Origin of the sequence: Bacillus sp. FSL P2-0099 (genome assembly GCF_038007445.1) — a bacterium.
Lineage (GTDB): Bacteria > Bacillota > Bacilli > Bacillales > Bacillaceae_G > Bacillus_A > Bacillus_A mycoides.
In genome coordinates this window covers 4,754,508-4,771,133 of sequence record NZ_JBBOXE010000001.1, presented here as the reverse complement: position 1 = coordinate 4,771,133, position 16,626 = coordinate 4,754,508, and the positions used below count along the sequence as shown (strand labels likewise).

14 protein-coding genes are annotated in these 16,626 nt (G+C 34.3%); 7 read left to right on the top strand and 7 right to left on the bottom strand.

Features of this window, described 5'->3' with window-relative positions:
* The first annotated feature begins 41 nt into the window (after positions 1-41).
* On the top strand, positions 42-233 hold the full coding sequence (locus MKY90_RS24760) for a YjcZ family sporulation protein (RefSeq protein WP_002167484.1): 192 nt from the start codon (positions 42-44) through the stop codon (positions 231-233).
* A 53-nt stretch (positions 234-286) separates the two neighbouring features.
* On the opposite strand, the gene MKY90_RS24755 is transcribed toward MKY90_RS24760, so the two are convergent.
* The 6 genes from MKY90_RS24755 to MKY90_RS24730 all read right to left on the bottom strand — a co-directional run bounded on the left by MKY90_RS24755 (position 287) and on the right by MKY90_RS24730 (position 8,856).
* Complete coding sequence (locus MKY90_RS24755; protein WP_098167655.1) at positions 287-2,266, bottom strand: FtsX-like permease family protein; 1,980 nt, start codon at positions 2,264-2,266, stop codon at positions 287-289.
* Complete coding sequence (locus MKY90_RS24750) at positions 2,263-3,015, bottom strand: ABC transporter ATP-binding protein (RefSeq protein ID WP_000393251.1); 753 nt, start codon at positions 3,013-3,015, stop codon at positions 2,263-2,265. The genes MKY90_RS24755 and MKY90_RS24750 overlap by 4 nt, the downstream gene beginning before the upstream one ends.
* Before the next feature lie 19 nt (positions 3,016-3,034).
* Positions 3,035-4,993, bottom strand: coding sequence for an ABC transporter permease (locus tag MKY90_RS24745; RefSeq protein WP_341092809.1), 1,959 nt, complete (start codon positions 4,991-4,993; stop codon positions 3,035-3,037).
* Positions 4,994-5,061: 68 nt separating this feature from the next.
* Positions 5,062-7,041 (bottom strand): FtsX-like permease family protein, encoded by a 1,980-nt coding sequence (locus MKY90_RS24740; RefSeq protein ID WP_002167487.1) that lies wholly within the window; start codon positions 7,039-7,041, stop codon positions 5,062-5,064.
* Between the two features lie 94 nt (positions 7,042-7,135).
* Positions 7,136-8,158: a sensor histidine kinase gene (locus MKY90_RS24735; RefSeq protein WP_002167488.1), complete on the bottom strand. Its 1,023-nt coding sequence runs from the start codon at positions 8,156-8,158 to the stop codon at positions 7,136-7,138.
* A 2-nt stretch (positions 8,159-8,160) separates the two neighbouring features.
* Positions 8,161-8,856: a response regulator transcription factor gene (locus tag MKY90_RS24730; protein WP_000276730.1), complete on the bottom strand. Its 696-nt coding sequence runs from the start codon at positions 8,854-8,856 to the stop codon at positions 8,161-8,163.
* Between the two features lie 414 nt (positions 8,857-9,270).
* On the opposite strand from MKY90_RS24730, the gene MKY90_RS24725 reads away from it, so the two are divergent.
* From MKY90_RS24725 to MKY90_RS24710, 4 genes are all read left to right on the top strand, one after another.
* On the top strand, positions 9,271-9,543 hold the full coding sequence (locus MKY90_RS24725) for an autorepressor SdpR family transcription factor (protein WP_001070538.1): 273 nt from the start codon (positions 9,271-9,273) through the stop codon (positions 9,541-9,543).
* Positions 9,540-10,175, top strand: a complete 636-nt coding sequence (locus MKY90_RS24720) for an SdpI family protein (protein ID WP_000716338.1) — start codon at positions 9,540-9,542, stop codon at positions 10,173-10,175. The genes MKY90_RS24725 and MKY90_RS24720 overlap by 4 nt, the downstream gene beginning before the upstream one ends.
* A 160-nt stretch (positions 10,176-10,335) precedes the next feature.
* Positions 10,336-11,052, top strand: coding sequence for an ABC transporter ATP-binding protein (locus MKY90_RS24715; protein WP_341092807.1), 717 nt, complete (start codon positions 10,336-10,338; stop codon positions 11,050-11,052).
* Positions 11,042-12,616, top strand: a complete 1,575-nt coding sequence (locus MKY90_RS24710) for a putative ABC transporter permease subunit (RefSeq protein WP_341092804.1) — start codon at positions 11,042-11,044, stop codon at positions 12,614-12,616. The genes MKY90_RS24715 and MKY90_RS24710 overlap by 11 nt, the downstream gene beginning before the upstream one ends.
* A gap of 65 nt (positions 12,617-12,681) precedes the next feature.
* On the opposite strand, the gene MKY90_RS24705 is transcribed toward MKY90_RS24710, so the two are convergent.
* Positions 12,682-13,554, bottom strand: a complete 873-nt coding sequence (locus tag MKY90_RS24705; RefSeq protein ID WP_002143541.1) for an AraC family transcriptional regulator — start codon at positions 13,552-13,554, stop codon at positions 12,682-12,684.
* Positions 13,555-13,859: 305 nt separating this feature from the next.
* Between MKY90_RS24705 and MKY90_RS24700 the strand changes: the two genes are divergently transcribed.
* Together MKY90_RS24700 and MKY90_RS24695 are read left to right on the top strand one after the other, a co-directional pair.
* Positions 13,860-14,630, top strand: a complete 771-nt coding sequence (locus tag MKY90_RS24700; protein ID WP_000859658.1) for an ABC transporter ATP-binding protein — start codon at positions 13,860-13,862, stop codon at positions 14,628-14,630.
* Entirely contained in the window at positions 14,617-16,566 is a 1,950-nt protein-coding gene (locus tag MKY90_RS24695) for an ABC transporter permease (protein ID WP_000176129.1), read from the top strand. The genes MKY90_RS24700 and MKY90_RS24695 overlap by 14 nt, the downstream gene beginning before the upstream one ends.
* Positions 16,567-16,626: the final 60 nt, after the last annotated feature.

Sequence of the window (16,626 nt, the reverse complement as noted above, 5' to 3'; positions counted from 1 at the left end):
GTTGAACTTGTTATGAATGATACTAAAGGAGGAATAGAGTAATGAGCGAAAAGTGTGAACACAGACATGATGATTGCGACCGTAGACGTGGCTGCGGCGGCGGTTTTGCGCTTCTAATCGTATTGTTTATTTTATTAATTATCATCGGTGCTAGCTGCTTCGGCGGAGGCGGCGGTGGTTGTGGTTACGGCGGTTATGGTGGATATGGCGGCGGCTATGGTGGATACTGCTAATTATTAAAAACTATTGGAAATAGCCTTGTGCAATATGCACAAGGCTATTTTATTCATATTTTTATATGCTGTGATAATTTATTAATGTACAGAGAGCGGATTAAGAAAAAGAAAATAATCTCGATAATCCCGAAAAAGGTGAGTACAATCAGTAACTCTTTTAGTAACGAGAAAGAAAACATGCTTTGTAAAAACTTAACCGCAAATAACGTGTGAACACCAGCAACGATGTAAGGAACGAAAAATAAAATTCCTAATTGAATCGTTGCGGAGCGAAACATTTCTGATTCAGTTAAGCCCAGTTTTGTAATCGTAATGTACTTTTGTTTTTCATTCGTTAAGTCGTTATACATACGGAAGTATAAAACGCTAGCCGCTCCGATAAAGAAGATAAAGCCAAGAAATGCCCAAATAAAGAATTGAGCAACTGCATTTTCTTTATTATGGAGTAACTCATCAGTAGCTGTATAAATATTAAAAGGGACGGGAGATGCATGCTTATCGTCTTTATGTGCCTCATAATATTTTTCGGTGTCATTACTAATACTTTTTAATATATTTTTCGTTGGAATAATTGCATTTTCCCAATTATCCACGAAGTAGTTATAAACTGTAATGGTTTCAATATGAGGAATCATAGTATCGATTGCATAATCTTGCATAATAACTAAATTTGCTAATGCAAATGGTGGTGCTATTCCTTTGTTAATAAATCCCTTTATATAAAACTCCTTTTTATTGGATTCAAGCGTAATTGTATTTTGTTTTACAAATGGATTTGATACAAGGTTTAATAGCTCTGGTGAATAGCCAGAAATAATGTAAACTTCTTTTGAATCAAGGGTGATTGTAGGTCTCTTTAACTGCTTAGCAATTTCGTTATAATCACTCATTTTCATAATTGCAATCTCTTCTTTTGAAGCATTATCTTTTAAAAGCGTAAATTTATATTTTTTATATTGAAAATGAGCATTGGAAAGTTCGGATTCAATAGTATTAACGTGCTTTCGTTCAAGGGAATGATCCCCTTCTAATTTGTATGTGAAGGGAATAGGATATCGCTCTAGTATCGACGCTTTTGTATTATTATTCGCAGCAAATAGTCCGATAATAATCGTAAATGCAAGCGCAGATAGCATAGAAACGATAAAGAGTACATTAATATTACTACGGGTACGAGCAACTAAGTCTGAAATCCATAACATGTTTATTTGTTTCAAATAAAACTTTCTACGCTTCTTTAAAATATAGATAAAAAGAAGAAATGTTTGTGAAAAGAAAAAATATGTTCCGATTACTACGAGTGGCAAAATAGATAATATAATAAAGAAGACAGATCCGTTTTGCACATTTTTTTCGGTTACGTAGCCTTGTGGATAACCAGCAATATAATAACATAACCCTAAACAAGTTAAAGCAAATATCGAAATGAGTATAGACGGCCTTTTTTCGGCTGTCACTTTCTTGTTCCCTTTAATAAGATGGACTGTTTTACGAGTCCGAATAAACATAGGTGTAAATGTAGAAACGATTAAAAATAAAATGATAAACGTTACGGTTGTCACGATAATCGCTTCTGTTGGCCAATATAAATAGAGACCTTTCGCACTTGTTAATTTTGAAGTGACTAATAAGAAAAAATTAGAGAACACTAGGCCACCTTGTATACCGATAAAGATGGACAATATCCCGATTATCATGTTTTCAGTAAATAACAGTCTTTTTAATTGTTTCTGTGAGATACCGAGAATCGTGAGTATCCCGAATTGCTGCTTCCGTACATTTAAAAATGTTCCAATTGAATATAAGAGAAAGAAGAACGAGAACATAACAATCACAAGCTGTGCTGTACTAGCTAAGTTCATTAGAGGATCTCGATCTTGAAAGCTTTGTACATTTTGTAAGCGTGGATGATACGCGTATACAGTAAATGAAAAGAAAACCATGATAGAAAAAGCACTACTTACAAAATAAGCGAAATATGCTTTAGAATTACGCGAGACATTTTTAAATGCAAATTGCCAAAACGTCATCCACGCCTTCCTCCTAATAATGCTAAAACATCTAATATTTCTTGATAAAATTTCTCGCGATATAGTCCGCGGTGTAATTCATTGTAAAGCCCACCATCTTTAATGAAAATAACGCGGTTACAATAACTTGCTGCAAACGGATCATGAGTAACCATTAAAATTGTGGCATCCTCTTCTTTATTTAATTTCGTAAATAGCTCCATTACATCAATTGCTGCTTTAGAATCTAAGTTTCCTGTCGGTTCATCCGCAAGTAGAAGTGACGGATGATGAATAACAGCGCGTGCTACCGCGGTACGCTGTGCTTGTCCTCCAGAAACTTCAAAAATACGCTTGTCCAAAATATGATCAATTCCAAGTTTCTTTGAAATGTTATCGAGTTTTTCGTCCATCTCTTTTAAAGGAACATTATCTAAAGTTAAAGGCAGTACGATATTTTCACCGATTGTTAGTGTATCTAATAGGTTAAAGTTTTGGAAAACAAACCCTAACTCTTGGCGGCGGAAAATAGCTAGTTTCTCTCTACGAAATGTGTGCGGTTTTTTTCCATTAATCACGACATCACCAGAAGTAGGGGAGTCAATTGTAGAGATAACGTTTAAAAATGTAGATTTACCGCTACCAGATGGTCCCATGATAGCAACAAATTCTCCTTTATCTACATGTAAATTTATATTTTTTAAAGCAGTATGAGGGACCTTTCCTTCATACACTTTTGAGACGTTTTTTATGTGTAATACTTCTTCCATAATAATCACCTTTCTATTTTTAAAACTTAATATGTTGTGATAATTTTTGCATATAAAAGGAACGAATTAAAAGGAAAAAGATAATTTCAACCGTTCCAAAGATTACAAGTACAACTGTAATCTCAGCGAATAATGATAGATGTAATATCTCTTGTAACATCTTTGTCGCAAACATCGTATGGATCGATGCCATAATGTAAGGAACAAAGAAAAGAATCGCAAGTTGAATTGTAGCGGATTGCTTCATTTCGACTTCTGTTAAACCGATTTTTGTAATCGTTATATACTTTTCTTGCTCATTTGTTAAATCTGTATACATACGGAAGTAAAGAACACTGCCAGCTCCGATAAAGAAAATAACACCTAGGAAAGTACCAATTAAGAAAAATGAAGCAACATTTAATTTTGTTTTGTATAGAGAATCGCTTGCTTCACTTGCATGAAACGGTGGATGTTCTGCCTGAATAGCTGCATTGTCATTATCAATTTTTGTTATAAATGCTGAACCGATATTATGTGCCTTTTCCCAATCTGGAACTTTGAAGCTATATACACTCATCTGTTTTGAAGCGGTTGATAAGGCTTCTACATTTTCATCAGATAATACGAGAAGTTGTGATATTAAGCTATTCGGGAAAGGGTTATAACTTTTATATTCTTTCACTTGTAGCTGTAAAGAGTTTTGAGTAAGTGTCAGAGTATTTCTCTTTTCTTGATCAAAAACTGTTCCAATGAATTGATCATCTATGTCTTTAATAAGGATATAAGACTCATTATTACTTACGGTGAGCGTTTCCAAATTTAATGCTTTAGCAAGTATATTATAGTCACTTTGTTTAATTGCATAATAGAGCTGCGCGTTATCTTCTGCCGAAGACACTTCATATATATCCGTTTTAAATTTCTTATAAGCAAACTGCTCTTCGTTAAATTTTTGTTCTAACCAATTTAAATGTTCATCAGCTAACGTATTTTCAGTATGTGATAAATAAGTAAACGGGAAAGGATTTTGCCTTATTTCATCAAACTTTGTGAATTTCCCAAACCCATATAAGAATGTAATCATTGTAAAAGCGAGTGTCGATAACATCGTCACGATAAAGAGCATGTTAATATTTGTCCGAATCCGAGTTGCTAAATCAGAAACCCAAAGCATATTAATACGTTTCATATAAAATTTTCTTCTCGTCTTTAATATGCGAATGAGTAAGAAGCTAATTTGTGAGAAGAAAAAATATGTCCCAGCTGCAGCAAGTGATGGGATGACAAATATACAGGAGGCAGCGTACAAAAGCCCAGCGATATCTCCTAATGACATAAAATATAGTGGGTTTGCTGCTAAAACATATCCAGATATTAAACATATCGCACCAAAGAGAGAGATGAGTACAGATGCTTTTCTTTCTTTTTGTTTTGTTCCTTCTTTTAAAAGACGTACAGCTTTTCTCGTACGGATTAGCATCGGTGTAAAAGATGATACGAGAATGAAGAGTCCAAGAAAGATAATTATAGTTAAAACGATAGCACCTGTAGGCCACCAATATAAATATAAACCAGGCACATGCGTAATTTTGGCGGTAACTAATAAAAAGAACTGTGAAAAGACAAGGCCAAATTGAATGCCGAAAAATATGGATAGGCCACCAATTAGCATGTTTTCTAGAAATACGAGCCTCTTTAATTGCTTTGGAGATATGCCAAGTACTGTTAAAATCCCGAACTGTTTTTTTCGTACTTTTAAGAAAGTACCGATTGAATATAGTAAAAAGAAAAATGAAAAGAATACAATGACAACTTCTGAGATTGTCATTAATATGTTCAGAGCAGCATTCACGCCTGTCATATGCAATTTAGGATGAAATAAATAAACTGCAAACGAGAAGAAAATTGCAATGGAAAACGCACTGCTTATAAAATAGGCGAAATAAGCTCTAGCGTTCCGCGTCACGTTTTTAAATGCAAACTGCCAAAATGTCATTCACCTAAACCTCCTAATAGAGCGAAGATGAAAAGAGTATGAGAGATACTCTTTTCATAAAGTTTGTTTTAAATATTTTGCCCATTCGTATACTGTGATAATTTTTGCATATAAAGCGAACGAATGAATAAGAAAAATAGGATTTCAACGACTCCAAAAATAATAAGAACAGCTGAAATTTCTTTGAACAAAGATAAACCAATTACATCTTGAAGCATTTTTGTTGCGAACATTGTATGAATGGACGCCATAACGTACGGAACGAAAAATAAAATGCTAAGTTGAATGGTTGCAGATTTTTTCATCTCTGCATCTGTTACACCAATTTTTGAAATTGCTACATATTTTTCTTGTTCGTTCGTTAAATCTGTATACATTCTGAAGTAAAGAACGCTACCTGCTCCAATAAAGAAAATGACACCTAAGAATGTCCCGATTAGGAAGTATGCGGCACTTCCTGATGTTATTCTATATAGTGACCCTGCCGATTCAAAGGAGCGAATAAGAGGTCCTTTGTACTGGGATTTATCTCGATCTTTTTGCACCTTTTCTATAAAATCATCTGCAATTTTATACGTTTTTTCCCAGTTTTGTACTTTATAATTGTACGCTGATACATGTTTAGTTGTATTGGGGAAATTTTCTACAACAGCATCAGGTAAAACTAACGTTTGATATGAAAAGGTAGATGGAATTGCATTCACATATTCATAGCCTTTTACTCGTAATTTCGTATTTGTGCTAGAGAGTGTAATGTAGTCTCTGTTGTAGCTTTGCTCAAACTCATTAAATATGGTGATATAAGATGTCCCTGTTAAAACATATGCTTCGTTATCATCCATGAATAGTTGTTTTAATTGTAAAGAATCCGCAAGTTTGTTATAGTCACTTTGCTTAATTGCATATACGTCATTATAAATGGCTATACCTTGATCTTCTTTTAATGGTGCTTCATATAAATCAGCGTTTATTTTCTCATAAGAGAAATTTTCCCTTTGTAATTGCTGCTCAAGCCAATTCAAGTGTTCTGCAACAAAAGGATTCGCATCATAAGAAAAATAAGAAATTGGAAAAGGTGAAGTTTTAGTAACCTCTAGTTTAATAAATTTCCCGAATCCATATAAAAACGTAATCATTGTAAAAGCGACGGTAGATAGCATGGCCACAATAAAAAGCATATTAATATTTGTTCGAATACGGTTTGCTAAATCAGATATCCAAAGCATATTTATCCGTTTCATATAAAATTTTCTTCTTTTTTTCAAAATATAAATAAGTGAAAAACTAATTTGCGAAAAGAAAAAATACGTTCCCATTGTAACAAACGTTGGGATTACGAAGATACTTGAAACCATGTATATAACACCTATTTGCGGGCTTACTGAGACAAAATATTTAGGATTTCCAGCTAAAGCATAGCCGCCTAATAAACAGATAGCACCAAATAAAGAAATAAATATGGATGGTTTTCTTTCTTTTTGTTTTCCACCATTTGTTTTTAAAAGGTGTACCGCTTTTTTTGTACGAATAAGCATTGGTGTGAATGCAGATACAATGATAAAAAGACTAAGAAAAACGATGGTCGTTAAAATGATTGCGTTAGTAGGCCCGTATAAATATATACCTGGTACGTGCGTAATTTTCGCTGTCACTAATAAGAAAAATTGCGAAAAAACAAACCCAAACTGTATGCCGAAAAAGATAGATAAAATACCAATTAACATATTTTCCGTAAAAACGAGACGATGTAATTGCTTTTTCGATATACCTAAAATGGTTAAAATCCCAAATTGTTTTTTACGAACTTTTAAAAATGATCCAATCGAATATAGTAAAAAGAAGAAAGAGAAGAAAACAATTACTACTTCTGAAAATATCATTAACCCTGAAATTTCAGAGATCATATTGAAGTTTTGTAATTTCGGATGAAATAAATAAACAGCAAAAGAAAAGAAAACAGCAATAGAGAAGGCACTGCTTATAAAGTAGGCAAAATAAGCTCTTGAGTTGCGCGTTACATTTTTAAATGCAAATTGCCAAAATGTCATAATATATGCCTCCCGTTAGCAGGCCGATATGTAGTTTTATTGCAAAAAATGTATGAGAGTGAGATCTCATACATTTTGCTAGCATATGTTACGATCATGCTTCGGTCACCTTCTCCGTATTTTCTGCTTGATTATTTGCAGCGTTGTGGAAGATGATTTTAATCGTCGTTCCTTTACCAACTTCAGAGTCTAGTTTCACAGAGTGACCTAAATAATCACAAATTTTACTTACAATATAAAGCCCCATACCAGTAGATTCTCCAAATGCACGACCGTTTTTTCCAGTGTAAAAAGGTTCAAATACTCTTCGAATATCTTCTTGCGGAATACCAACGCCTTCGTCACGAACTTCCAAAATAATATCTTTACCATTGCGATAAGCTGATAAGAAAACTTTCTTTCCACGCTCACCAGAGTAGCGAACTGCATTTGTCATTAACTGATAAATAATGAACTTTAGCCATTTCGCATCAGAAGCAACTTTTAAATCTGAATGAACTTCTAAAACGGGGAAGACTCCGTTTCGAATGAATAGTTCTTTTAATCCGTTAATATTTTTTGTTACAGCATCTTTTAATGAAATCGTCTCAACATGGAAGTCCTCATGGAAGTTATTTAATCTTGCCATGTATAAAGCCATATCGAGCCCTTGATTTAATCGCTCTAGCTCTTTTTTGAATTTAGGGATTAAATGCTCATCTTCCATTTCAAGCACCATAAGCTGCATAACAGAAACAGGCGTTTTCATTTGATGTACCCAATGGTTAATAAATAATTGGTGTTCTTGCTGTTTTACTTCGAATGTTTGTAGGTCTTTTTGGAATAGGCGATATTGCGTACGAACGAGCTCGTTTACACTGTGGGGCATAGGAGCAGTCGCTCTTTCAATAAACGCATCTTCCATTTTCTCTGGTGGTTCACTTAATCTGTGGTACATTCTACGGTTACGAACGTAACGATAAGCGAGGAAACAGATGAATAAGTATAAGCTTAAAACGATGAAGTAAAACTTATTATTTTGAAATCCGTCTACTGCATCATAAAGAACGAAAATGATTCCGAAGTTTAATACATATAGTAGGAAAAATGCAAAATGATCACGTAAAAATAGCTTCATGTTTATTCACTCCAAGTTGCGTTAAAACGATACCCAAGTCCACGTACTGTTTCAATAGCATTTTCAATACCAAGCTCATTGAACTTTTTACGAAGACGCGTGATGTTTACGTTTAATGTATTTTCCTCAACGAAGCTTTCGTCGTCCCAAAGAGCGGCTAGTAAATCTTCACGACTCGCTGTACGCGGGAATTTAGATAATAGCATTTCTGCTAAAATTGCTTCTTTCTTCGTTAAAAGAACTTGCTCAGCTCCAAAATGAATTTCTGGACGCTCAGGGAATAGTTTTAGTCCTTCAACCTCAACGATACGTTCAGAAATATTTGGTGCATAATCACCGTAAATACGGCGTAATTGACCTTTGATTTTCGCCATTACAACGTCGTAGTGGAACGGCTTCGTAATATAATCATCCGCACCGCTTTCAATCGCCATAATTTGTTCCATTTCACCAGCACGAGCTGAAATGAAAATAATTGGACAAGTAGATTCATGACGAATTTGACGGCACCAGTAGAAACCATCGAATTTCGGTAAGTTTACATCAAGTAAAACAAGATGTGGTTTCACGGCGTTAAACGATTCCATAATATCATCGAAGTTCTCCGCAACAACAGCATCATAGCCATATTTTTGAATGTGAGATTGTAATAATGATGAAATATTTGGATCGTCTTCAACGATTAAAATTTTATACATATGTATATTCCTCCTAAAAAAACAATTGTAGCTATAGTGTATCATGTGTTTCAAGTCTTTTCATTATGTTGAAATGAGAGCTATATAAATATAAAAGTTTAAAAGACGACATAGAACTTGTCTTTTTAGGGGAGAGAGAGGATCCAGCCATGCATAGAAGCGGTCAGAGCCTTTTTTGCCCCGTACGAAGTAAAAACAAAGAAATCAAATGAATAGGCTTTCCTTTTTTGTTATACATAGCATAGTTGTGGCGTATTTATATGATGAAAGATTAAACAGGATTTATATAGTAAACAGTATGGGTCAAAAGTGGAAAAAGTAAAAAGGGCCTTATATATAATTGACAATTGACTGAAATCATTTTAACATTTAGATAAATATCTAAATGTCTAATTAGTGAAAGGAAGAAAGACATTGAATCAAGCATTCAAAGCATTAGCAGACCCAACAAGGCGAAAAATTTTAGATTTATTAAAAGAAGGCGATTTAACAGCTGGGGAAATTGCTGAACAGTTCAACATGACAAAGCCAAGTATTTCACACCACTTAAATGCACTTAAAAATGCTGAACTTATTCAAGATGAAAAAAGAGGGCAATTCGTTGTGTACTCTTTGAACACAACTGTCTTTCAAGATTTATTGACTTGGGTGTTTACATTTACAAATAAGGGGGAAGAGGGGAAATGAAAAAGCATCTTTTTGCAATTATATTAATTCTTATAACTTGTATAGCTTGGGCGTTTGCTTGGCCACATTTGCCGGATACAATCGCGACACATTGGAGTGGTGGTAAGGTAGATGGTTATTCTTCTAAATTATATGGAATGATTTCTATGGTTGGAATTATGATTGCGTTATATGTATTTCTAAATGTGATACCAAAGATTGATCCAAGGAAAGCAAATTACGAGAAATTTTCTAAAGCTTTTATGATGATGAATAACGGGATACTATTGCTACTATTTGTAGGAAATATAGATATTATTACAAGTGGATTAGGATATAATTTATTCATTAATCGAGTTCCAGAATTATTAGTTGGTGTTTTATTTTTAGTGATGGGTAATTATTTACCGCAGTGTAAGCCTAACTTTTTCGTTGGGATGCGTAATCCTTGGACGTTAAGTAATGAAGAAGTATGGCGGAAAACACATCGATTTAGTGGAAAAGTATTTGTAGCTTTAGGACTCATTATGATTATAAGTGTTTTCGCTCCAGCTGATTGGAGATCTTATATGATGCTAGGGATTATAGTAGTTGCTGTCCTCATAACAAATTTATATTCTTACGTTTTATATAAAAAAGAAATGCAATTGTGAGCAATAAGGGATTGAACTGTACTAGTCAAATTTTATATTTATAGTTTCTATGTGTTAAGAAATTTTAATACTCAGTGGGGATAACGAAAAAGCTCGCTGAGTAAATTTTTCACTTTTAGGTCTGAAAATTCAGTTAAAAAGATAGTTTGGGGGAAATCACATGTTAGAAATTATAAATTTTAGCAAGACATACAAAGGTGGCAAAAAAGCAGTAGATCAGTTAAATATTACTGTTCAAGCAGGAGATATCTTTGGATTTATTGGGCATAACGGTGCGGGGAAAAGTACAACGATTAAGTCGTTAGTAGGAGTTATAGATTTTGAAGAGGGTGAAATTTTTGTTGATGGATATTCAGTAAAAAAGGATCCGATTGCATGTAAGAGAGTAGTGGCGTATATTCCCGATAATCCAGATTTATATGAGCAATTAACAGGAATTCAATATTTAAACTTTGTTGCGGATGTTTTTAAGGTGTCTGCAAAAGAGCGGGAAAAGGAGATACAAAAGTACGGAGACGCTTTTGAGATTACACCTTACTTGGGAGACTTAATATCTTCTTATTCACACGGTATGAAACAAAAAGTAGCGATTATATCGGCGGTTTTGCATAAACCGAAATTATTAGTTTTAGATGAACCTTTCGTTGGTCTTGATCCAAAGGCAGCCATAGTATTGAAAGGTATTATGAAGGAGCTTTGTGAAAAGGGAAGTGCGATTTTCTTTTCTACGCACGTTTTAGATGTGGCTGAGAAGTTATGTAATAAAATAGCGATGATTAATAGAGGGAAATTAGCACTTTCAGGGGAAGTGCATTCTTTAATAAAGGAAGGCTCATTGGAAGAGCTCTTTATGAAGGAGCTTGCTAATGAATATTAGTAGTCTAGGTCTTTTAAAAATCCGCTTGATAACGCAGCTTGGTTTAAATACTTTTAAATACGAAAAAGATAAAAAGAAGAAGCAGAATAAGATTTTACTAACAGCATCCCTTGCCTTAGTTGGTGTCATGTTAATGCTATATTGTGGGGCATCAGCATATGGGTTGGTGAAGCTAGGAATAAGTGAAATTATCCCAGTTTATGCACTAGTTATTAGCAGTGTATTGACGTTGTTTTTCACTATATTTAAGGCAAATGGAGAGATTTTTGCTTTTAAGGACTACGATCTTTTAATGTCATTACCGATTCGTGTAAGTACTGTTATTACAAGTAGGTTTTTGTATTTATATTTGCTGAATACACTCTTTTCAATCATAATCATGCTACCGATGGGGGTTGTTTATGGCATACATGAGAAGCTATCAGTTTCTTTTTACTTTATGTGGTTCGTCAGTATGTTTATAGCATCTTTAATTCCAACAACAATCGCAGCGGTCTTTGGAGCTGCGATTACGGCAATCGCTTCTAAATTTAAAAATACGAATAAAATAACTACGATTTTAAGTTTCATAGTAATTATTACATTCGGTTTCTTTATGCTAAAAAACGGAAATGCTCAATATAGCCTTAATGATATGAACGGGATTGGTGCAATTGTTTCGGAGCAATTAACTAAAGTGTATCCACTAGCTAACATGTTTCAACAAGCAATTGTTCATGCTGATATTGTAGCTTTCATCCTATTCGTTGGGATATCAGTTATTTGGTATTATCTTTTTGTAAAAATACTTTCGTTAAAATATAAGCAAATAAATACAGAGATTACCACTTATCATATGCTTTCAAATTATGAGATTCATGGCATGAGAAAAGAAAGTGTATTGGTCGCATTGTATAAAAAAGAGCTGAAACGTTTCTTCTCTTCTACAGTGTATGTCATAAATAGTGGAATGGGAGTCGTGATGGCGATAGCTTTCTCGCTAGCTATAGTTGTAGTAGGACCAAGTCAATTAATAGCGTACCCTGGAATTGAGACCCTGTTGCAAAAGGTTGCGCCATTTGCTATTGCAGCAGCGATTTCGATGACGTGTACAACATGTGTGTCATTGTCATTAGAAGGAAAAAATGTATGGATTATTAAGTCGTTACCTATTACGCCAAAGATGATTTATGACAGTAAAATACTTATGAATCTTTCATTAAGTATACCTGCATCACTTATCAGTTCCGTATTACTAATAATAGGGTTAAAACTAGATATTTGGAGTTCTCTTTTAATCGTAATAACACCGATAACATATTCATTCTTTTCGGCAGTATGGGGGATTTTTATTAATAATCGATTTGGTTATTATGATTGGGTATCAGAAACTCAAATAGTAAAACAAAGTGTAGGATCGTTTGTCGGTATGTTTGGTGGCTTAATTATGGCTGTTATACCTGCCTTTTTAATCGGTACTGCTACGATCTCGAACTATAGAGTATTTACTTTGGTAGTTATTATAGTGCTTGCGATTATTACTATTTTCTTGTATAAGAACGAGTCGAGAAGAAGTATAAAATAAAAAGCTGCTTTTCCTTTAAAGAGGAAGAGCAGCTTCTTTACTTTGAAACAGTTTAGACCTTTATATTACTTTTTTAAAACAGGTATCCATATCTCGCTTCTGAAATTCGGTGAGGATACGTCTTTACTTTCATTCCATAATATTTCGGGTCCTTCCGCTAGTTCATAATTCGAAGAAGGGAACCATTCGGAATAAATACGTCCCCACACATTTTGTAATGCATCAGGAAATGGACCGACAGCTTCAAATATAGCCCATGTTGAAGCTGCGACTTCAAGTTGTTTGAATTGCTTTGGACAATCTTTCGTTGTGGCTACTCCAATATAGTGATCGAGTTCGCCTTTTTCCTCCATTCTTCCTTCAGAAAAATTCGTAGAAGCACTAATAATTCCGGTAGGTTCAATATTTGAAAGGGACTTTAATGTTTCGATTGATTGGCTGTCTAAACTTTTCCACATAGAAGCAATTTCTTCGTTTACACCGTTAAAAACAATCGGTACTCGTTTTTGTATACCAATGATTTGAAATGGCCCTTTTTCTTCAATTCGATAGTTCATTTCATTTCCTCCTTGAATGGATAGTTGGAAGGTCATTGGTGAATAAGCTTTCAAAGAACGACTAGTACTTCGAGCTTCTGAAGGCGTTATTCCGTGCAAATTTTGAAATGCACGTGTAAATGAATCTGGTGAGTTGTAGCCATATTTTATAGCGACATCAATGACTTTTGCATTGCTATCTTTTAGTTCAAAGGCAGCAAGGGTAAGACGTCTACAGCGAATATATTCCGATAGTGATATGCCAGCTAGAAAAGAAAACATTCTTTTGAAATGATATTCGGAGCAGAAAGCTATTTTTGCGACTTCTTTAAAATCAATTTCGTGTGTAAGGTTGTCTTCAATATACTGCATTGCCGCATTCATATTTTTAAGTGAATCCATTATATGACCTCCTTTGTATATAGAATATCAGGAACGAAATAGCTCCATCCGACATTTCATGCACAACTTTGTGGGGGCATTTTTAACCTTACAAAATTGTAATGTTCCTGTAAGGAGAATGAATGGATGGCATGATATCCCAATGTTATAGTAACAAAGTACTTTAGTACATTAGGTTAAATTCTGATGTCTTTACTTATGTGCCTTACATAACTGTCATGTTTGTGTAAGAAACATCGATAGTGGCAAGAGTAGAGAGTGTATATAGTTGAAAATAGAGAATAGAAGAAATGAGGGATGTCGAGATGAAAACAGTGTTAGAAGCAAAAAATATTGAAAAAGTATATGACACAGGTGGGAATAAATTTGCAGCTTTAAAAGGTATTAACTTACAAGTAAAAGAAGGTGAGTTCGTTGGAATTATGGGGCCTTCTGGTTCGGGTAAGACGACTCTTTTAAATGTTCTTTCTACAATTGATAATGCGACGAACGGTGAGATTTTAATTGATGGAAAAGATATCGTGAAGATGAACGATGATAAGCTAGCGTTATTCCGCCGCGATCATTTAGGTTTCATTTTCCAAGATTATAACTTATTAGATACGTTAACGGTGAAAGAGAATATTGCGTTACCTCTTGCGTTATCAAAGGTGAAAGCGAGTGAGATTGATCGCCGCGTTCTTGAAATCTCAAAGAAATTCGGTATTGATCATATTTTAAGTCAGTTCCCATATCAAGTATCCGGTGGACAGAAGCAGCGCTGTGCAGCATCGCGTGCGATCGTTACAAGTCCTAGTATGATATTTGGGGACGAGCCGACTGGAGCACTTGATTCTAAATCAGCGACAGATTTATTAGAAAGTATGAAGTCGTTAAATGAATATGATAATTCTACAATTTTAATGGTAACGCATGATGCGTTTGCGGCTAGTTATTGTAAACGAGTTATTTTCATTAAAGATGGTGAGTTATATAAAGAATTACACCGTGGTGAATTAACACGTAAACAGTTCTTCCAAAAAGTCGTTGACGTAATGTCTTCCATTTCTGGAGGTATGGCCGATGACCTTATCTAGCATTGCCCTCCGCAACATACAGCGGAACTTTAAAGACTACTTTGTATATTTTGCATCTATGATATTTAGTATCGTAATTTACTTTACATTTAAAGCACTGCAATATAATTCACAAATGGAAAAAGCAGCGGAAGCATCAAAAAAGATTAGCGGTGCATTCCAAGTTTCCAGTGTAATGCTAATCATTTTCGTAGCAGTGTTTATTATATATTCGAACGGTTTCTTTACAAGAAAACGTAAAAAAGAAGTTGGGCTATATTCATTACTTGGTATCCGAAAAAGACAGATCGGTAAAATGCTCTTTTATGAAAATATGTTAATGGGATTAATGTCTTTAATTATCGGGATTGCGATCGGTAGCGTCCTTTCGAAACTATTCCTTGAACTACTAGTAAGTATGATGGGATTAAACTTAAATGTTCATTTTGAAGTACCGATGGCTGCGATTATTGATACAGCAATTATTTTCTTTGTGATTATTTTATATACATCACTTCAAGGGTATCGTTTAATTTATCGCTTTAAGTTAATTGAACTTTTCCGCGCAGAGCGTGAAGGAGAAGCAATGCCAAAAGGATCCGTAATTATGGCGTTAATTTCAGTTTTCTTAATCGGCTCAGGTTATTTCTTAGCGTTAATGTTTATGAAGGCAGTTATGTATGCAAACTTTATGGCAGTCGCACTTTATATATTACTTGCGACAGTATTAGGTACGTATTTACTATTTATGTTCTTTACAGTATTCGTATTGAAACGTGCAAGAAATAATAAATCATCGTTTTATAACGGTATGAATATGATAACGACGTCACAGTTACTATATCGTATTAAAGGAAATGCAAAGTCACTTGCGACAATTTCTATTTTAAGTGCAGTAACATTAACGGCGGTTGGTACGTCAGTTACGATGTATTACAACACATTTACACAATCAAAAGCAGTTGCACCATACAGCTACTCTTATGAGAAGAAAGATGCAGAACTAGATAAGAAAGTAAATGCGATTTTTGCTGAAGAGAAAGAGAATCACCCTGTAAAAGATCAATTTGAAGTTGAGATGGTTCCTGTAAAAGGAAAGTTTGAAGGAGCTAAAGTCGATTTCATCTTTAATATGAACTACAGTATCTCAGAGAAATATCAATTTATATCTCAATCTGAATTCAACAAACTTGCGAAAAAAATCGATGCGGAAACAGTGAATATAGCTACTGGCGAAGCATTTATATATGATAGTTCTTATATTGAAGGGTATGAGTTTAGCCCTGAATATAAAGGAAATAAAGCGGTATTCCAAATTGGAAATGAAACGAAGACATTGACGATCCAAGGTGCAAATAATAATGCAATTACGAACTTAGGTGAATTAGTTGTTGTCGTTTCAGATGAAATGTATGAACAGGCGAAGCAAGCATTTGGAACACGTGTTGTAAAAAATATTGATGTAAAAGATGAAAGAAACAGTAAAGTATTAACAGAAAAATTAACAAAAGTGATGCCAGCTAGTGAATCGGAAATGGCACCACCATTTAGAGACTTCTATACTGGTTTCCATATGGGACTTGAAGCAACTGGACTAATGATGTTCATCGGAATGTTCTTAGGACTTGTATTCTTACTAGCAACAGGTTCTATTATTTACTTCAAACAGCTAACAGAAGCAAGTGCAGATCGTGAGCGTTACGTTGTCCTTCATAAAGTCGGTGTAACGAAACAAGAAATGAAAAAAGCTATTGCAAAACAAGTGAGCTTTATCTTTGCAATTCCACTAGTAATCGGAATTCTACACAGTTTGTTTGCATTAAAAGGTTTAGGGAACATACTACCATTTGAAATTATGATTCCGCTTCTAATTAGTATCGGAGTATACAGCGTTATTTATATCGGATATTACTTCTTAACAGTTCGCTCTTATTATAAGATTGTGAGCGCGAAGTAATGAAAGAGTTGTTTTATCTTAGTAAAAAAGCATCCGACTAACATGTTAGTCGGATGCTTT